Origin of the sequence: Campylobacter sp. RM9333 (assembly GCF_020137705.1) — a bacterium.
In the GTDB taxonomy this organism is placed as follows: domain Bacteria; phylum Campylobacterota; class Campylobacteria; order Campylobacterales; family Campylobacteraceae; genus Campylobacter_E.
The window spans coordinates 16600-36938 of sequence record NZ_JACGAY010000022.1 but is presented as its reverse complement, the minus strand read 5'-3'; the positions used below and the strand labels follow the sequence as shown (position 1 = coordinate 36938).

Below are 20339 nucleotides of genomic sequence, written 5' to 3'. Positions count from 1 at the left end.
CAAAGTTTATATCAAATAAAGTTTATTTAAAACAAAGCTTTTAAAAAACGAAGTATTTAAAAATTAAGCTTATATAAAATTTGGATTTAAATTCTTTTGCAGTAATTAGGGCTTAGATTGTTTTTAGAAGATAAGTAATTAATACTAAAATGTTTTTATGCTAAGTTTAATTAGTGATTTAAAGTAATAAAAATTAAACTTAATTAAATACTTTAGAGTAAGTTAATACCCTAAGCTTATTAAGTAATTAAATTAATTAGATTTATTATATAAAAGTATTTATTACGCATATAAAACATAATTAGGATATGAGTTTTTAGTGTTGGGGGGGGGTAGTGTTTTTGCAAGTGTTTTTTACTCTGCTAAATCAAGTATTTGTTTTATAGCTCACTTGATTAAGAATTTTAAATTATTTAGCTAAATTTAAAGAAAACAATAAAAACATAAAGCTATTAATTACTCCTATCGTAATAGCAATATATTTAATTATTAGGTAATTTTGTTTTTAATCAAATAGATTAAAAGTATAAATATTAGCTTTTAAAATAAAGCTTATATTCTTTAAAACAATTTATTTTTATAAGATTTTGCTATGTATTGATTAAACATTTCATCATTTTTTTCACTCTCAAGCTTTTCTTCAATACTAGGCTCTATGCTATTAAATCCATCAATACAATTTTTATAAGTAAAATCCATAATATCTTTCATTTCATTTGTTTCATAATATTTAATTAATTTTTCTTTAAACTCGTTAATTAATCCGACTGGAATATTTACCAAACCAGCTCCATTGCTAATCAAGACCTTGTTAGCACATAGAATTGCCGTTCGTTTGTTGCCATCGCTAAATATTTGTTTTCTCATTAGATATAACATTAATGTTATTGCTCTTTGTGTAGTGTTTGTGATTTTTTGTATTTCGTTTAATTCTTCTATAATTTCTTCTTTATATGGCATTTTAGGTTTGTAAGTTGTTCCACCAATAGCTACATCAAATTGCCTTATGTAGCCTGATTGATAGATTAAATTTGCACCTATAGTCTTGTTCATTTTACAAATATAAGCAAAATCAACTTCAGGATAACTTATAGTATCAAAAAGAACATACCAAGCATATTTAAGGTTGTTAATAGCTACAATATCATCTACCTTTAGATTGCCCACGCTTGCACCGTTATAAATGGCTTCTACTTGTGGAAAAGTTACATTAATTCCCTCAAGTCTCGCACTTTTATAGATATTATCTACGATATTTCTTTTTGCTAAACATATGTTGTATTCTAAGCTCATATGAAATTTATTTTTCATATTTATTAATCCCTTTTTTAATTTATATAATTTTATTTTAATACATTCATCTTTTTATTTTTGTAACCTAGAAATTTATTATAGTCAATACAATAATATGTAATACAAATAGTTAAAGTAAGATAAAATATTTTTTTATTTGCAGTAATTAGTATTATATTTTGTTTTTAGTTTAAGCTTTTAAAATCAATATTTTTATTAATAATATTTTAAATATTTTTTATATGGACAGAATTTTGACAACTCATATGCTATAATGCGAAAAATTACAAGAAAGGAGAATAAATGAAAGCTATATTTTCTCTTATGGGGGGGGGATTTTACAAAAACTAAAATCACTTAACTTCATTAATTTTATTCAAAACTTCTCATTTATATTCAAAGGAACTTAGCAATGTTAGATAATTTTCCATGCACTGCATGTGGCTTATGCTGCAAAAGTATTAACGGAGTAAAAGAACTAGAAGAATTTAATTTAAATGGTGTTTGTATGCACCTAGCAGATGATAATACATGCAGGATTTATGAAAATCGTCCTATGGTTTGTAGGGTTGATGAATATTACGAAAGGTTTCTTAAAAAGTATATGAGTAAGGCTAAATATTACAACGAGAATATAAAAGTCTGCAATGCTTTACAAGATAAATTTAAAGTAGATAAAAAATATAAAATTAATTTAATTAAGGAGATTTAAAATGCCAATTCCTTTTATTTTAGGTGGTATAGCAGTAGCAGCAGGTGCTTTTGGAGCAAAAAAAGCTTATGATGGACATTGCGATAAAAAAGAAGCTGAGAATATAAATTCTAAAGCGCAAGGTATTTTTGATGATGCTAAAAGTAAATTAGAAAAATCAAGAGACCAAGCAAATAAAGCTTTAGAAAATTTAGGTTTAGCAAAAATACATATTCACGAGCATTCTTTTAGTGAATTTATTGATATATATTCACAGATTAAAAACATTGAAGAGAGTGATTTTTCACAAGATGATTTGAGTTTTGATATTAAAGAATTTATTGCATTTACTAAAGAAAGTGTTATTAGTTTTGCAGAGCTTGCAGGCGGTGGTATAGCTTCTCTTGGAGCTGGTGTTTTAGCTGGGGTTGGAGCTTATGGAAGTGTTGGACTTCTTGCAAGTGCATCTACAGGCATAGCGATAGCAAGTCTTAGTGGTGCAGCAGCAACTAATGCAACCTTAGCTTGGCTAGGTGGTGGAAGTTTAGCTGCAGGTGGATTTGGTATGGCAGGTGGAATGGCTGTGCTTGGTGGCATTGTTGCAGCACCTGTGTTAGCATTAGGTGGATTTTTATACTCAAAAGCAGGCGAAAAAGCACTAGATGATGCTAGAAGCAATCTTGCAAAAGCAAATGTTGCAAAAGAAGAAATGGATACAGCAAGAATAGCAACTAACTCAATATCAACTATCGTTAATGAAGCTATTAGAGAAATAGAAAAACTTGATGTTTTACTTGTAAAAGACTTAGCTAAGTTTAGAGCAATGGTTGAAGGTAATAATGATTATTCTACATATTCAAATGGCGAAAAATCGTTTATGAAATACATTGTAAATATTGTAAAAGTAATGAGTGGAATTTGCAAAGTGAATGTATTAAGAGAAGATGGCAAGATTGCAAGTGAGTTTAAAGCTGCTATTTTAAGTTCTCAAGAGTTCGCAGCAAGCATTATGAATAAATAAATTTTTAGGTGGCTTTTTGCCACCTTTTTTAAAGGAGTAAAAATGACGCAAAGTTTATTTTTTGATGAGCTAATAGAAGAGCTAGGCACTCAAAGTCTTGCTAGATTTGGACTAAATATTTTTAATGTTGATTCTTATGGTGCTTATATGGAAAGTTCAAAGCTTACTACAAGTATGCAAAAAGCAGTAAAACAACATGGAAACAATCCAAATGGTTTTGGACAGATGTTTGAAGCTTATGAAGTAGGTAAGCAAAATATCAAAAATGCTTATAATAAAAATGATACTAGAGCTTATACAACAGATGAGCTTAAAGAGATAAAACAAGTATATGAAAATAAAGATTTTAAAACAAATAATGATTTAAAAAAATCAATGGTAACTTCTAATTTTAGCGATGAAGAAATCAAAAGCATAGCAACTAATCCAAAACTAGATGTTTATGCTAAGACAAATCATACCTTAGTAGATGTAGTAGGGGTTGATAAAAATGGCAATGTGGTTAAAGAAGAGCAATTAAAGGCTGTTGGCGATAGTATTTTTTCTAAAACTTATGATAAGTATTTTGAAGCTGGGGTTAAAGTTAGGGTAGATAGCGATACTTATGAAAGAGCAGAGAATGAAATTAAGCAAATAAGACAAAATCTAGAAAATGCACCAGAAGATAAAAAAGCAATAATTCAAAAGCAATTAGATGAAAAACAAACGAAATTTAAACAACTTGAAAAGGGTAGCGATAGAGCCAAATCAGGCTATATAAAAGGCGAAATTCAAGAAAACGGACAAAAAACCAATACAGATGGAAAAACTGCTTTAAAAACGGTTTATTTAGAGCAGGCAAAACAAGCAGGTATAAATATAGCTCAAACAGGTTTAAGCGATGCGGGGACAGTTGTTTTAAGCACTTTTGCAAGTGGGGTTGTATGGGAATTAAGAGATGAGTACTTACACAATAACCACGAAGATTTTTTAATAAGACTACAAAGGCTTTTAAAACAAGTTTTTGTAAAAGGAAGTGAGAGTTTTGGTAGGGGTGCTAGTTTTGGATTAATTGATACTATCGTAGGACTTGCCGCACAAAGCCTAAAAAATATTGGTGGCAATCTAAGAGCTATGTGGACAAGCCTTAGAAATAGTGCCAAATCAATCTTTAATGCTATTTGGCAATTTATAAAAGGTGAGATTAAAAGCTTCTCACAACTTATTAGAACAATTTTAAAGAGCTTGTTTTCGGCTATCATGGTTGCATTTGGTTTTGCACTTGAAAGGGAACTTAGCGTTTATGTAGGCAATGTTTTAGCTACTGGGATTTCTATTTTAGTTTGTTCGGTTGGAGTTGTCGTATTTTCTCAAAGTTTGGATTTAGCTATTAATGGCTTTTTAACAATTTGTGCAAGTGCAAAAATGGCGAAAGCAAGAAGAGAAGAAATAGAAGCTTTATATCATGAAATAATGCCAAAAATGATAGAAAATAGACTTCATTTAGAAAGCTTTACAAATGAATATATAAGTAATCTAAAAGATATTAGCGAGCTAAGTTTTGCTGATATTAGCAGTGCTATGGCTAATAATGATTACGCAAAAGCTGATGAAGCTTTGATAAAACTTGCAAGTGCTTATGGAGTGAATGATTTGTTTGTAAGCCAAAAAGAATTTGATGATTTTATGTTAAGTGATGAGCCGCTTAAATTATAATTTAAAGGAGATTTTATGAAAAAATATAAACCGACTACAAAAGAAGAATTGCAAGAACTAGTAAGAGATGAGAGTATTTATCTAGGCGATATTGATACGAGCCTTATCACCGATATGAGTGAGCTTTTTTATAATAGCTTAAGAGCTGATTTTAATGGTATAAATGAGTGGAATACTAGCAATGTAAAAGATATGAACTCTATGTTTTATGGTTGTAGTAATTTCAATCAAGCTTTAGTATTTGATACTTCAAATGTAACCGATATGAGTGATATGTTTAAATGGTGTAGTAATTTTAATAAACCTATTGCCTTTGATACTTCTAGTGTAAGAGATATGAGAAATATGTTTTCTTTTTGCAGTAATTTCAATCAAGTTTTAAATCTCAATACTAGCAATGTTGAATATATGGATTCTATGTTTGAAGGTTGCAGTAATTTCAATCAAGTTTTAAATCTCAATACTAGCAATGTTGAGAGTATGAGCTCTATGTTTGAGGGTTGCGAAAAACTAAATCAAGTTTTTGATTTTGATATAAGCAATATGTATAACGATGAAGAAATATTTGTTGATGGTCTAAAAAGCATATTTAAAGGTTGTTATGAAATGAATTCAAGCTTTTTTGAAAAGTTTGAGATAAATGAATTGCTTGAATATTTTTATGATTGTGAACCTGCTATGAAGCTTGTTTTAAATCACTTTAAAAACAAGGAAGTAATAAATCGTAAATTTAAGCCTACAAGCAAAGAAAAACTAAAAAGATTGGTTTATTCTAATGTGCTTAGCCTTGATGAAGTTGATACGAGTTTGATTACCGATATGAGTGGGCTTTTTGAAGATAGCCTTAGAAAGGATTTTTCTGGGATAAATACTTGGGATACAAGCAAAGTAACCGATATGAGCTCAATGTTTTATGAATGTGATAATTTCAACTCTCCTTTATGGTTTGATACCAAAAATGTAACAAATATGAGTAGTATGTTTTATGAATGCAAGAATTTTAATCAATATCTTAGCTTTAATACTAGCAATGTAACAAATATGAGTGGTATGTTTTTTGGTTGTAGTAGTTTTGATAAAACACTTAAATTTGACACTAGCAATGTAACAAATATGAGTTCAATGTTTAGCAGGTGTAAAAATTTCAACCAACCTGTAAATTTTGATACTAGTAAGGTAATCAATATGAATGCAATGTTTGCTGAATGTAAGCAATTTAATCAGCCTTTGAGTTTTGATACAAGAAATGTAATTGATATGTGCAATATGTTTATATATTGTAAAAACTTTAATCAAAAGCTTGATTTTGACAGCAGCAAAGTAACTGATATGGAAGATATGTTTGAAGGTTGCGAGAGTTTGGAGCAATTACCTGAGTTTTACAAGTAATTTTATAAATAAAACTAAGAATAAGCCTAAGAATTTGAATTAGGAATTTTAAATGAAATTCCTATTTTAAATTCCAACAAATTCGCTGTATTTTAAGGATTAAAATAAAAGCTTTAATTCTTATTTTAAATTCTTTTTTTATATGGACACAATCACAACTTTGCTTTTGTTAAGATAAGCAAAACTTAAAAAGGAGTTTGTATGTGGATTTTAGGACTTTTGTTTATCTTAGCTTAGCTTTACTTTTGGCTTAGGAGTTTTTAGGCTTTTGCTTTTGATTTTTATAGGGCTTATTATACTTGCAATTATTGGCAAGATTATTGAATTAATATTTAAGGATTAGAGATGAAAAAATATAAACCAACTACAAAAGAAGAATTACTTGAGCTAGTAAGAGATGAGAGTGTTTATCTAGGCGATATTGATACGAGCCTTATAACTGATATGAGTGGGCTTTTTCATTGGAGTAATAGAAAAGACTTCAGTGGTATAAATGAGTGGGATACTAGCAATGTAACTGATATGAGTGGTATGTTTAATGATTGCAGGAACTTCAATCAAGCTTTAACATTTGATACTTCTAATGTAACTAATATGAATAATATGTTTAGTGGTTGCGAAAATTTTAATCAAAGCTTAGATTTTAATACCTTAAAAGTAAAAGATATGAGTTCTATGTTTTTTAAGTGTGAAAGCTTTAATCAATCTATAAGCTTTAACACTAAAAAAGTAATCAATTTTGAGCAAATGTTTTATGGTTGTAAAAACTTCAAACAAAAAGTAAATTTTGATATGAGTAGTGCTATTTATACTGAGTGTATGTTTGATGATGAGTATATACACGAGCTACCTTGTGTAAATCACTCATCATTTAGAAAGCTTATCCTAGCTATAAAAAGGCTTTGTGTAGGTGATTTAGAGTGTATTGCAGTTTTGTACCCAAAACAAGCTTTAGGATTTTTTAAGATAGTAATGGGAATTTATAATTGCTTTAACTCTACACGCTTATTTTTCAAAAATATAAAAAGAAAAAACTCAAATAATCAAAAGCAATACAAGCCAAAAAACAAAAAACAACTAGAAAAGATATTATATGATGATAGTGTTTATTTAGGAGACATTAATACAAGTCTTATTACAGATATGAGCTATTTTTTTCTAGGTATTTTTAGGGATGATTTTAGTGGTATAGAAAAGTGGGATACAAGCAATGTAGTTAATATGGATAGTGTGTTTTATAATTGTATGTTTTTTAACAAAAAGTTAGAGTGGAATACAAGTAAAGTAACTAATATGAATAATATGTTTGAAGGTTGCATAAACTTTAATCAAGCAATTGAGTTTGATATGACAAATGTAAAGCATATGAATAATATGTTTAAAGATTGTATCAATTTGCATCCTAAAAATCTAAAAAGTTTCAGTAAAGATGAGATTATTGAAAACTTTTATTATTTAGCAAAACTTCCAAAGTTTATTGCTAAAAATAAGTGGATAGATATGAAAAATGGCAAATTTAAACCAAAAAACAAAGCTGAGTTAAGGGCATTAGTTTATACTGATGATATTAAACTAGATAAGATTGATACAAGTTTAATCATAGATATGAGTTATTTATTTACTATATTTGATAGTAAAAGGACAGATTTTAGCGGAATAAATACTTGGGATACAAGTAAGGTAACTAATATGAACAATATGTTTGCAGGTTGTGAGAGTTTAGAACATTTGCCGGAGTTTTATAAGAAATTTTGTGAAGAAAACGAATAAGTCTAAGAATTTCAAATGGGAGTTTCAAATGAAATTCCTTTTTTCAAATTCCAAAAATTTCGCTACATTTTAAAGAATAATTGTAAAGTTATAAATCAAAATTTATATTTTAAATTTATTAAAATCTTTTTATATAGACATAATCAGGACTTTACTTTTGCTAAGATATACGAAATTAAAAAGGAGTTTATATGTGGATTTTAGGACTTTTATTTATCTTAGCTTTACTTTTATTTTTTGGCTTAGGTGTTTTTAGACTTTTACTTGTAGTTTTTATATTCTTAATTTTTTTAGCAATTATTGCAAAGGTTGTAGAGTTGTTATTTAAGGATTAAATTCTTAGCAATTAATTTATAATAAAAGAGCTAAAATATTTTGATTTAAATCGCCAAAAAATTAGCGATTTAAATTCTTAAAAATTATGCTCAATCTCCATCAAATCACATCTATCATTATCACAAGTATCAGCGTGATTAGGATTTAGTATATGTCCATTTCCTCGTCTAAAATCACCACCACCAGTACAATCAAATTGATTTAAATATTCTTCAAATATATTATCTCTATTACCAGCTAAACCAATTAAGCTAATGGCTTGTATGTTGTATCTATTATTAGCAGATAGGTTTCTTAACAAAGTACGCTCATCTTGTGTAGGTGATATGAAGCTTGTAAAATCTTCTTCGCTTATGTTTTGAGCATTTGTTGGGATTACTACTGCTCCGTTGTTTGTAATGATGACAGGAACTGCGTGTGCTCTGCCGTTATCTAAACTCATTAATGCAATATACAAAGAACCAGCAGGAGAATTTAAAATACCCCTTAATTGAGATCTTAAATTATCTTGAGTTGTGATAGTGCTAAGACTCCATTCTTGTCTTGGCAAAATACTGCTAGTTAAAGCCCAAATCGCCCTAATACCCCTTGAATATAGTCCTTCACCTAAAGCCAATTGTTGTCCCCATAACTCAAGTGCTTCACCCATTAAATTATACATCGCAGGGTTTCTTCTAGCAAATGTAGTAAATGGAGATACATTGTCCATATAATCAAATAAATATCCAGTAGAACTATAATTTAATATAGGACTATGTGGATATACTTGAGTTAGTAAAGAAACTATTTCATAAGTATGTAGCATACAAATTCCACAAATCCCACTAGCATCAGTGCTGCTATCAGTAGTCCTTGCAATGCTTAATAATCGTGCTTTCCAATTTGCTTGTAAAGGGTCAAAATTAGCTAAGCTATTTGATATAACTTCTCGTTTTGTTCTTCTTTCTGCACCACAATGGCTAGAGAAAAGTCCTAAATTTCTTGCGTTAAAATTCCTTAATTCATAAACGCTAAAGTCAAATGATAATTTACCATCTAATAAAACGCTAGGAGATAAATGGGTTTTATAATAATTTATATCACTTATAAATAATTTTCCTAATTCACTGCCCCTTGAAACATCTAAAATATTTTTATTAATATCTAATATATAAGAATTTTCAAATAAATTTAAATTCCAATAAAATCTATTTTCAAATCCGTAAAAATTACATTTAGAAAACTTTAAAAAACTAGCGTCTTGATTGCTAAGATTAGTTTCAAGGCACTCAAAAGTCCCACTGCTAGGGTTAAAAAGAGCTATTTTACCACTTGTAATATCGTAATAAAAATTAAATGGTGTTTTTGAAGCTCCATTTTTTGTAATATAAAATAGTTCTAATTTATTATTTGATTTTGAACGAAAATATATAGAAGTTTTAAGAGCGTAATTAATAGGCGGTGGAACTGCTTGTAGCCACTGCTTCATTTCGTCATTATCTATGGTTATTTTATTGGCGTTTTTGTTTTTTGTAGCTAGTAAATTATACTCGCTTTCTTTTACTTCTACATCAATGTAAGCTGGTAAGCTAAAGGTATCTGTTATGTTAAACCATTGAGATTTATCGTTTAAAACACAAGGCTTTAATTCAAAGAAATCTTGTTTGGTTTGTCCACTTTTAAACCTATCGCTAAGACTTGCACATAGCCAATTGTCTTTATATTTAAAAGCAAGTCTTTTGTATAAATCATATCTCGTATCTACTGCTTGTTTACAATCTAGCATACCGATTATGACCCTATCATGCACTTGTCTTGGAGCTAGACAAAAAGTTTTATTATCGTGAGCTTTTATGATTAAATGCTTATCTTGTATTGTGTTGGCTGGAGTTTGCGGGACGCTATTTGCAAATATTGTAGAAAGGTAAAATAATATTAATATAAGTTTTTTCATAATTTCCCCCTTAAGATTTGTGATTATATTAATTTATAATAATATTTATTCTAAATTTCAAATATTTTTTAATAGTTGTGAAAATTAAGGAGCAAAAATGAGTGATAATAATGCTAAAAAAAGATATTTTGCTATCAAAAATAGCATAGAATTTAAAAAACAAGAAGAATTAAATTCTAACTATGAAGATATTTTAAAGGCTTATGAAAAAGAGCTTGACGAAGCGATTTTGAAAGTTGTTAATAAGTATAAATTTAGTGAAATTTTAAGCAGTAAAATGCCAAATTACCACAAAATAACAAAATCTATAATCTACAAAGCAGAAAGCGAAAATGAAAAAAAGGGCAGATTATATGAATTAAAAATTAAAAAATATTACGAAGAGCAAGGCTACAAGGTCTTTCCACACGGCTTTATAAATGGTAAAAACGATGGTGGGATAGATTTGGTTTGCTATAAAGAAAATGAGTGTGTATTAATTCAGTGCAAAAATCACAAAAGCCAAATAGGTCAAGATTTGTTAAGGAAATTTTTAGGTGATTGCGCTGTTTTTGTTAGTGAGAATGAAAAAATGCTTAAAAATAAAACTATTAAAAAAGTTTTTATAAGTTCAAGTGAGCCAAGAGCAAGTGCTGAATATTATTTAAATAATTATAAGGATTTAATAGAGTATTTAAATATTGAAGAATAGTATGAAAATTACAAAATAGTTTTATTTGTTATTTTGTGATAAGAATTTAATAATTGCAATTTTATTAAAATCAATAAAAATAGCTATTTTATATATGGTTGTTTTGGTATTTATCAAGGAAATTTATACACTACTAATAAAAATCGGCGAATATATAAATTAAAAAATTTTGCTTAGTAATAAATAATGTAAATATATTGTTTGATATGGATAGTATGTTTTAGAGTATAAATAAAATCCAAGTAAGCTAAATTTACTAGATTATAAATATTTATTTTCAAATGAAATTCTTATAAAATACACGAAATATTTTTTTGTATTTTAGTGTTTTAAATTGGCTAAGTTTAATAAAAATTATATTCTAACTATAATATTATTTACATTAGGTTTTATCAAATAAAAGATAGGATAATATGTAAAATATTTCAAAATAAGGATAAGAATGAGAAGATTTATAACGGATATTATTTTTATAATCTTATCAATTACTTTTATGATTTATTTGTTTATGGTGTATTTTGCCGATTTTGATAGTTTAAGTTATGGGCTTTTATATATTTTTATTATAAGTTTGCATATTACATTTATTATTCTTTATTTATGTTTTATATTATCAGAAGAGAATTTAAAAGTTTATGATAATTTTATATCAGAAGATAATCAAGCAAATATAGAAACCATTGTAAATCATTTTAATCAAAACAAAACTAAGCACTCCATAGCATTACTAGGCAAGTGGGGTTGTGGCAAGACATATTTATGGGAGCATTTTATAAGACCAAAAATTGCCATAAAATACGAACTAATCACAGCTAATCTTGCAAAATCAATGGCTATTGTTTGCGGTTTGTTTTTACTTGCGTGTTTAAATGATGATTTGATAAAGTTAATTAGAACTTATTTTTGCGTTAGTTATTTTGACTTTTTTAAGCCTATATTTTTATTTCCGATACTTTTAGGGCTTTTTATTTATATTAGGATTTTTAGTAGTTATAAAAACTCTATTATTTACATAAGTTTATACGGCAAGAATGATTTCAAATCAGCCATAGATGAGATTTATCAAAAATCACAAGATAGCAAAGACTATCTAATAAGACTTTTAAATGGACTAAGTTCTAAAATCACAGGAATTGAAAATCTATTTTACAAGCTTGATGAAGGTGGCTTTGAAAATAAAATCATTTGCATTGATGATATAGAAAGACGCCCAAAAAGTATGGGGTTAGAAGATGTCTTTGGCTTAGTATCTCATCTAAAAGAGATTAAAAAATGCCATGTTTTAGCAATTTTCGGCGAGGGGATTGATGAAATAAGTTTTTCATATATGAGTAAAGATATAGAGAAGCAGTATAAAAAAACCAACAAGAATTGTTCTGCTGAAAGTATTAAAGAAATTCTTACGCACACATTTTACGAAAAAACTTTTTCAAAAACTATCGAATTATACGATAATGAACAGGTTATTATTAACATGATAAAAAAATCAACAATAAAACTAAATCATATTGGGGTGCATGATATTATTAATTACATAATACATACAGACGAGTATTTGCTTAATGGTTACCACCCTTTATGTAATATAAGAAAATTTAAAGAAATGTTATCGTTAATAGAGCAAGGGCTAAATAGCGAAAGCAAGTTTGATTTTTCAAAAGATTATATAAGTTATTTTTATAGGAATATTTTTGATAATATTTTATATGAAAAAGAGATAAGTTGCGAAACAGCCAGCGACTATGTTGTATCTGAAATTTTTAATAATCCTAGTGTTAATTTAAACAAGGCTAAAAATATTTTAATTTATTACTATAAATTTTGTAAGCACTTTCAACAACTAGATAAATATGTTTTAGCTGTAATACCAAAGAAGAATTCTTTCAATTCTTTCAGATATCTTCACGCTTTACTTTTAGTTGCAACATGGATTGATAAAAAAGATGAAAACATTGATATTATCAACAAACAATATGATTGTTTTTTAAAATATTTAAATATAAAAAATAGCAATATAATTAAGGTATTAAATAAATATAGAATGCAAAATATCATTGGTTTAAATACTATATATTGCGATAATATGAAAAATTTTTTTGGCGATATTAAAAATAATAATACTTGGGATAGAGAATTTGATTTTAAAACCATAACATTACAAAATATGCTTAAAGTAGCTAGAACTTATGAGTATGTAAAATCGTGTCAAACTATTACTAATATATATGTGGTTTCAACTTTAGAATTATTACAAGCCATTATTGATGATGGTTATATTGAAGTTGATGATATTGCTAAAAGATATTTAAAAATAATTTTAGGTAAATGATTTTATTTTTTTTAATTATTAAAGTATAAAAGCCATTTGGATAGATTTACAGCTTGATACGATATACTTTATCTTTTTTATAATTATGATTTTGTGTATTTATTCAATGCAAAAGACATTTAGAAAAAATACGATTTAAAGGATATAAGATGAAACAAATAAATGAAAATCCTATTTCAAATTCTACAAAAATACACGAAACAAATTCCTAGTAAAAAATCAAGCTAATAATAATACAAATTAATAAAATAAAATTAAAAATATGTAAAGCTTCAAAAATATTAAAGAAATGATTGTAAAAACTTTAAGTAAAGCCCTAATTTTAGGGCTTTAGACTTAATTAAATATTTTAAATAGTATAAATATAAAAAATGCAGCAGGGGTTGCTTTAAATAGTATAAATGCCATGTTTTTGCTGATATTATTTTTTAACTCATTTTCTGATACATTTTTTCTTGTATTAGCCATCAAATCAAAAGCTACACAATATTTTCCAGCTTTATTTAAATTCTTTTCTGTATTTTCTAGTGATGTTATTAAATCCATTTTATTCTCCTACATGTTTTAAAGTAATATATGGTGATAATTGATAAATATCAAAAATAACTTCGCCGTATTTATTCACCAAAGTTTTTAGATTAGGTTCTATTGATGCTAAATCTTTATATGTATTATTTTCTTTAGTAATCGTGCTTTCATAATAACGCCATGATATTATGAAATATACTACGAAAATTATAGCTCCTGTAATTAGACTTGAATTACACGCAAATATCAATGAGATAATAAGAATAATTGTTAAATTGATTGGATAATTTTTACTTTCTTGGTGTATTGTTTTTAGCTCTTGATTAGATTTGTAAACATATCTTAAAAATTCTATACATTCGTAGAAATTTATACAATTTTGCTTTAATCTTTCATAATCAATTTCTACTCCGTTTGCGTGATTTTCTCTACCTATTAATGCCACAGTACCTTTTAGTTTAAATACATTATTGACCGTAATTGTTGAACTTGTATTTGTTGTAGATATTGATGAAGATAAATTATTAGTTATTATGTTGCGATTATAACTTGTATGAGTTTGTGCTGTCTCACTAGCATTCATACTCTTAGTATGTTGAGATCTTACTATATTGATGATAGCATTAAAACCCATAAGACTAACCATTTTCTTAAGGGATTGTTCGGCATCTTCATAGCTAATGTTTGAACTCGTTGATATTTCTAGTTCACTTGCGAATATTACTTGATATCCCCCACCTATAATATCTCCACTATTTATGAGTCTTACGCCTAGCGCCAAATCAAATTTTGGATTTTGTGCTTTTAGCTCTTCAATAGTGCTAACACTATTCATTTGTGACTCCTTTGCTTTGGAATGTTTAAATGAGTATATTAATATTTTTAAATTAAATATGTTTTAATTTAGCTTATTTAAGTTAAAAACATATTTAATAATTTAACTTACCTAAGAACAAGACATTAAAACATTAAAAAGAACCAAATAAATATTTAAAATTAACTTTTAGTTTATAATTTCACTAACTTATCCTAGACAAAAGTTGCAAAAAGTAAAATTTAACCTTAAATTTTTAAGGATATTTACAAAGCTATAATTTTAATAAATCTATAACATGCAAATTAAAAATAAGCTGAATTAACTTCAAAAAATAATCCTATTTGTTTATTAATAATTTTGTCCCTTAGTTAAGTAAATTTGACATAAGCTAAAAAATTTGCTATTTTTCTTTTAAATTTATTTTCCTTAGCTAAGGGACGAAAGGAGATTTATTGAAACAAGTTTTACTAGAAGACATTGCAGATTTAAACATGGGTTTAGTTCTAGCAAGAAGAAAGTCCCAAGAAAAAACACCGTTTTCATATAGATTATTAAGCCTAAAAGCATTTGATGAAGATTATATAAAAGATGAATTTATAGATGAATTTTACGCTACACAAAGTCTAGAAAATCATTATTTGGTAAGAGAAAATGATATTGTTATAAGATTAAGGCTCCCGCTAACAGCACATGTAATAAACCAAAATGAATTTTTGATTTCATCACACATGTTAAAAATCACTTTAAAGGATACAAAAGCCTTCAACCCATATTTTGTAGCTGAAATAATCAACCACTCAAGACTAGAAAACCTAGCAGAAGGTCAAGCATTAAGGCTCTTAAATGTAAAAGATATAAAAAGCATAACAATTCCATATATTGAGATAGATAGGCAAAATAAATTTGCCAATATTTTTAAAACTATCAACGAACGCAAACAAACTCTAAACGAGCTAATTGCAAAAGAAGAAACCCTAAAAACAATAATTTTAAAGGAGATATTAAATGGTTAAAGAGATTATGGATAAAGTTGATTATGTATTTAATCAAAACAAACACAATATGAAAAAAGAAAATACTATTGAATATATTTGTAGTGAAGCAATACTAATTTTACATGGTATAGAAGCAAAGACAATATCTTTTGAAGATATTCAAAGTGTGATTTCAAACAATCTTATATCATTCTCTACATTAGCTTTATATGATATTAGGCTTGACAAGGATGTGGATTTGGTTTCACTTATGGATATAAAAAATATATATTACAATGGTTGTAGTTTTACAAAAACTACAGACATAACAATTTCTAGTCAATTAGAAAGAATTATTATTCAAAATTCAAATTTTCAAAAACTAAAAATCAAAGATGATAAAGAAAATAAAAAATCAATAAATTTATATATACACAATACAACTTGTGATGATTTTTATCTAAATAAATGCCTTGCAAATGAGTTTAGTTTAAGTGAATTTAAAGTGGTGAATAAGGCTAAGATTTCATCACATTTTAGTGGCAAAATCAGTCTAAATGATACAACATTTAATAAATACATTTCTTTTGAAGGTTCTAGTTTTGATGAAGTTTTTGAAACTACTGACTTATATTTTGATGATTATAAAAAAGTGGTTTTTGAATTTGAAAAAATCACAAGTTTTAGCAAAGAAGATATAAATAATTATATAAATAATTATGGAAAAACAGATGAAGAAAAGCTAAATCTAGCTAGTAAATTACAAAATACATTTAGAAAATTTAAAGATATTGCATTAGTACATAATAACAAAATCTACGCTAAAGAATGTGAAAAGTTAGAGCTTTTTGTTTATGAAATATATTTAAAAATAGAAAGTGATATAAGGTTTAAGAAATTAGAAAAAGCCAAAAAAAATAACGAAAAGTTAAGTATTAGAGAAACTTTATCATTAAAAGCTTGGAGAGCAACCCTAGAGCAATTAATGCTTAAATTTTATGAAATTACAAGCGAACATCATACAAATTTTGCAAGGATTGTAAATTTTACTCTAGCTATTATCTTTTCACTGTATCTTGAGTTATCTATTGTTGGGTTATTTAGCTTTTTTGATATAGGCTATTTTAACCATATTTTAGATGATTTTTATAGAGTTTGCAGTTTAATAATGTTTTTTGTTGTATTAATATTATTTGCTTTAAGTGCAAATAGGATTAAAAACATTATCGGTAGATTGATGTGTATTATCTCTATGATTTTAGTTTTTGCTTTCTTGGTTTTTCCTAACTATCTCGTAGTTTCATATTTTGTAATTTTATTTGTGGTGTTATATATATTTTATACTAGAAGTAGTGATATTTACCATTTTATTAGCTTAATTGCAGTTATTTGTTTTATATGTTTGCCGATTTTTTCAAAAAATATCATAACTTCACCAAGCATTTATTACTTAGATGATACCTTAAATAGATACACCCAAGAAGACATTAGAGAGGCTTTAAAAATAGCAAGTGTAGAAAATCAAGAAAAAATTAACAAAACTAAAAAAGATTCAGAGTCAAAAAAAGAGCCAAAAGAAGAATCAAAACCAAGCCAAAACATCATAAATCTACAAGCTACCATAAGCCAAAACCAAATTAGTTCAAATATCAGCATAAACCAAGCACAAGAGCCTTACGATTTGTATTTTGGCACAGTTGTAGTTAATTTATCAGTCAAAAACGCACAAGATATCCAAGACATAAAGCAATTCATAAAAGACAATAAGCTTTTGATGTATTATACAAGCGTGGAATCAGATATTAAAGTATATAACAACATAATCAAAGCTATTTGTATAGATTTACAGCTTGATACGATATACTTTATCTTTTTTATAATTATGATTTTGTGTATTTATTCAATGCAAAAGACATTTAGAAAAAATACGATTTAAAGGACATAAGATGAAACAAACAAACGAAATTACGGATTTAAATTCTACAAAAATACACGAAATAAATTCCGAGCAAAAAGCCGAGCAAGTAAGCATAAATCAGACAGCCGAGCAGACCACAAACGGCACAGCGATTGACCCGCAAAGCACCGAAGCAACCCAAACCGACACCACCCAAACCCCAACCCCCAAAACCACCACCGCCCAGATAAACGCCAAACTCTGGGACGCGTGCAACACCTTCCGTGGGCTAATGGATGGCAGTGATTACAAAGACTACATTCTCACCATGCTATTTATCAAATACCTAAGCGACACCTACGCCGAAAAAATCACCGAGCTAAAAGCCAAAAGCTGCGGCATCGACTCAGTCTATAAAGCCCTACTAAATCAACTAGATTTTAAACTTGAAGAGCACTCAACATTCGCCTATCTACAAGAGCACAAAAACGCCACCAACCTAGGCGAGCTAATCAACACCGCCCTAAGCAGCCTAGAAACGCTAAACAAAGAAAAGCTAGAAGGCATATTCACCCACATAGATTTCAACAACCCTTCCAAGCTAGGCGACACTCAGCAAAGAAACACCACCCTAAAACAGCTCATAAACGACTTCTCAAGCCTTGATTTACGCCCAAGCCGCCTAGAAAACAAAGATATCATAGGCGACGCATACGAGTATCTAATCGCAAAATTCGCAAGCGATTCAGGCAAAAAGGGCGGCGAGTTTTACACCCCTAGCATGGTGAGCGTCCTACTTGCCGAGCTAGTCGGTATCAAAGACGGCGAAGAGATATACGACCCTACTTGTGGCTCAGGCTCACTTTTGCTAAAAGCAAGCCAAAAAGGCACAAACAACTTCATCTACGGACAAGAAAAAAACGCCCAAACCTACGCCCTATGCGTTATGAATATGTTCTTACACAATATCCCAAACCCCAAGATAAAGTGGGGCGACACACTCACAAACCCACTTCACCTAGATGCTAACGGCGATTTAAGACGCTTTAGCAAAATAGTCGCAAACCCACCTTTTAGCCTTGATAAATGGGGCTATGAAGAGCTAAAAGAAGATAGATTTTCAAGGTTTAACTACGGTATGCCACCTAAAAGCAAGGGCGATTATGCCTTTTTACTCCACATGATAAAGTCTTTAAAAAACGGCGGAACCTTAGGCGTAGTAATGCCCCACGGAGTGCTATTTCGTGGCTCAAGCGAGGGCAAAATAAGGGCAAGTCTTATAAAACAAGGCTACCTAAAAGCCATCATCGGACTTCCAAGCAACCTTTTTTATGGCACGAGCATACCGGCATGTATCATGATTTTTAGCAAGGAGCAAAACGAAAAAGTGATTTTCATAGACGCAAGTTCTTGCTATGAAAAAGGCAAAAACCAAAACATCCTAAAAGACATTGACAAAATCCTAAACGCTTATCACGGAAACACCGACATAAACGGCTTTTGCAAGGTTGTAAGCCTTGATGAGATAGAGCAAAACGACTTTAACCTAAACATACCAAGATATGTAAGCGAGACACAGGAGCTTGAGAGTATAGACTACGCCAAGCTAAAGCAAAGCATAGACAATCTAAACGCCAAACTAAAAGAGCAAAGCACAAAGCTAGATGAGTATCTAAAGGAGTTAGGACTATGATTACACAAGCATATTTAGAATTTGTAGAAAAATTACAAAAAGTAAACAGCAATTATGAGCTTTTAGAGTTATATAAATATTATCTAAATAAATACGATGATTTTAAAAGATATTCATTTATAGTTGGCACAAACGATAAAACAGGTGCCGTAGATAATCCATTAATAAGAAAGTATAGGCACGAGCCAAACCAAGATACGCTTTATTCTATAAAAAATAGTTCAGGTAATGAACCTTTATACACTGTTGATATGTTAAATTCGTATAAATATTTTATAGTTTTAAGAAGTGATTTTAAGGAGCAGTTTAGGGTATCTATAAATATGACATTAGATGTTAATATAGTTTCTTTTATTGCAAAATTTATTGAAAATAATGAAATTGGTGAAAATGTTTTTAGAAATAAAGATGATTTATTGTTTTTTGAGCCTTTTATTCAAGATATTTTGCAAAATAGGGTAGCTGATATTGATATTTTTCATTATATCACGGAGACATTATCAAAACAATATGATAATACTAATTTTAAAATGGATAAATTATATTCAAATATAGAAAGCATATGTAAGTTTAAAAGTTTAGATTTAGAGCATTTTAACCAAACAAGTATTTTAAAATATGATGTAAAGCATTTCAAAGATATGTGTGGATTTTTTAGAAACAACCTAAATAATTTTGAGATAAATACTGAATTTAATTACATATATTTTTATTTCATTTTGGCGATAATTTCTAAAAACAGTAAAGATTTTGATATAAAAAAAATCAATTAAACATATATTTGATTATATGCAAGAAAATGGAACCAATTTTTCTGAATTATTAGAATTTATTTTAGATTATTTTGAACATCAAACAAGTAGGTTTGTTAATATTGATTTAAAATCAAATAATTTAGATTGTAAAAAAATTATTCATAAGGTTAAAAATATGTGTTGGGATATAGCTTATTATTATTCTATGAGAAAAATTTTTGGGCTGACTTCATACATTATGGAAGATTTTATCTTTCCAACATACGCAACAAAAGATAAAAGATTTGCACAAAATTATATTACTTTATTTAACAATAGAGCCATTGTGTATAAAGATAATAAATTTATAGGTATTGTAAGACAAGAGAGTGAACTTACAAAAAGGCTTAAAGATTATATAGGTAATCCTACTAAAGACTTTCAAAGAGAAAAGATTTCAGATTCGCAAGAATATAAGGATAAATCTGAAAAATTAGCACAGCAAGCAGATAATTGGCTTATAAATTTTTTACAAAATAGGAATTAAA

General features: G+C 28.0%; 17 protein-coding genes. 13 read left to right on the top strand and 4 right to left on the bottom strand.

The features are described from left to right. Positions 1–561: 561 nt before the first annotated feature. A complete protein-coding gene (locus AVBRAN9333_RS07765; protein ID WP_239803265.1) occupies positions 562–1311 on the bottom strand; it encodes a Fic family protein in 750 nt (249 codons plus the stop codon). Positions 1312–1705: 394 nt separating this feature from the next. Between AVBRAN9333_RS07765 and AVBRAN9333_RS07760 the strand changes: the two genes are divergently transcribed. From AVBRAN9333_RS07760 to AVBRAN9333_RS07735, 6 genes are all read left to right on the top strand, one after another. Beyond that, a complete protein-coding gene (locus tag AVBRAN9333_RS07760; RefSeq protein WP_239803266.1) occupies positions 1706–2005 on the top strand; it encodes a YkgJ family cysteine cluster protein in 300 nt (99 codons plus the stop codon). Position 2006: 1 nt separating this feature from the next. Further along, positions 2007–3005: a hypothetical protein gene (locus AVBRAN9333_RS07755; protein WP_336609755.1), complete on the top strand. Its 999-nt coding sequence runs from the start codon at positions 2007–2009 to the stop codon at positions 3003–3005. Positions 3006–3047: 42 nt separating this feature from the next. Next, complete coding sequence (locus AVBRAN9333_RS07750) at positions 3048–4700, top strand: hypothetical protein (protein ID WP_336609754.1); 1653 nt, start codon at positions 3048–3050, stop codon at positions 4698–4700. 15 nt (positions 4701–4715) lie between these two features. Then, positions 4716–6089 (top strand): BspA family leucine-rich repeat surface protein, encoded by a 1374-nt coding sequence (locus AVBRAN9333_RS07745; protein ID WP_336609753.1) that lies wholly within the window; start codon positions 4716–4718, stop codon positions 6087–6089. A gap of 345 nt (positions 6090–6434) precedes the next feature. After that, the gene (locus AVBRAN9333_RS07740; protein WP_336609752.1) at positions 6435–7859 is read left to right on the top strand and encodes a BspA family leucine-rich repeat surface protein; all 1425 of its coding nucleotides are present in this window, start codon (positions 6435–6437) and stop codon (positions 7857–7859) included. A gap of 191 nt (positions 7860–8050) precedes the next feature. Continuing rightward, complete coding sequence (locus tag AVBRAN9333_RS07735) at positions 8051–8194, top strand: hypothetical protein (protein WP_214117680.1); 144 nt, start codon at positions 8051–8053, stop codon at positions 8192–8194. Positions 8195–8271: 77 nt separating this feature from the next. Here AVBRAN9333_RS07735 and AVBRAN9333_RS07730 read toward each other — a convergent pair whose 3' ends face one another. After that, positions 8272–10128 carry a DUF1561 family protein gene (locus AVBRAN9333_RS07730; protein ID WP_336609751.1) on the bottom strand — a complete coding sequence of 619 codons (1857 nt, stop codon included), beginning with the start codon at positions 10126–10128 and terminating at the stop codon, positions 8272–8274. Positions 10129–10225: 97 nt separating this feature from the next. Here AVBRAN9333_RS07730 and AVBRAN9333_RS07725 point away from each other — a divergent pair, with 97 nt between their 5' ends. Both AVBRAN9333_RS07725 and AVBRAN9333_RS07720 read left to right on the top strand, forming a co-directional pair. Beyond that, entirely contained in the window at positions 10226–10819 is a 594-nt protein-coding gene (locus tag AVBRAN9333_RS07725) for a restriction endonuclease (RefSeq protein WP_336609750.1), read from the top strand. Positions 10820–11261: 442 nt separating this feature from the next. Beyond that, a complete protein-coding gene (locus AVBRAN9333_RS07720) occupies positions 11262–13148 on the top strand; it encodes a hypothetical protein (protein WP_336609749.1) in 1887 nt (628 codons plus the stop codon). A 336-nt stretch (positions 13149–13484) separates the two neighbouring features. Here AVBRAN9333_RS07720 and AVBRAN9333_RS07715 read toward each other — a convergent pair whose 3' ends face one another. Together AVBRAN9333_RS07715 and AVBRAN9333_RS07710 are read right to left on the bottom strand one after the other, a co-directional pair. After that, complete coding sequence (locus AVBRAN9333_RS07715) at positions 13485–13694, bottom strand: hypothetical protein (RefSeq protein WP_214117673.1); 210 nt, start codon at positions 13692–13694, stop codon at positions 13485–13487. Position 13695: 1 nt separating this feature from the next. After that, on the bottom strand, positions 13696–14511 hold the full coding sequence (locus AVBRAN9333_RS07710; protein WP_336609748.1) for a hypothetical protein: 816 nt from the start codon (positions 14509–14511) through the stop codon (positions 13696–13698). Positions 14512–14945: 434 nt separating this feature from the next. Between AVBRAN9333_RS07710 and AVBRAN9333_RS07705 the strand changes: the two genes are divergently transcribed. From AVBRAN9333_RS07705 to AVBRAN9333_RS07685, 5 genes are all read left to right on the top strand, one after another. Next, positions 14946–15506, top strand: a complete 561-nt coding sequence (locus AVBRAN9333_RS07705; RefSeq protein WP_336609747.1) for a restriction endonuclease subunit S — start codon at positions 14946–14948, stop codon at positions 15504–15506. Then, a complete protein-coding gene (locus tag AVBRAN9333_RS07700) occupies positions 15499–17403 on the top strand; it encodes a hypothetical protein (protein WP_336609746.1) in 1905 nt (634 codons plus the stop codon). The genes AVBRAN9333_RS07705 and AVBRAN9333_RS07700 overlap by 8 nt, the downstream gene beginning before the upstream one ends. 133 nt (positions 17404–17536) lie before the next feature. Then, entirely contained in the window at positions 17537–19057 is a 1521-nt protein-coding gene (locus AVBRAN9333_RS07695; RefSeq protein WP_336609756.1) for a type I restriction-modification system subunit M, read from the top strand. Next, on the top strand, positions 19054–19830 hold the full coding sequence (locus AVBRAN9333_RS07690) for a hypothetical protein (RefSeq protein WP_336609745.1): 777 nt from the start codon (positions 19054–19056) through the stop codon (positions 19828–19830). The genes AVBRAN9333_RS07695 and AVBRAN9333_RS07690 overlap by 4 nt, the downstream gene beginning before the upstream one ends. A 16-nt stretch (positions 19831–19846) precedes the next feature. Further along, positions 19847–20338: a hypothetical protein gene (locus AVBRAN9333_RS07685; protein WP_336609744.1), complete on the top strand. Its 492-nt coding sequence runs from the start codon at positions 19847–19849 to the stop codon at positions 20336–20338. Position 20339: the final 1 nt, after the last annotated feature.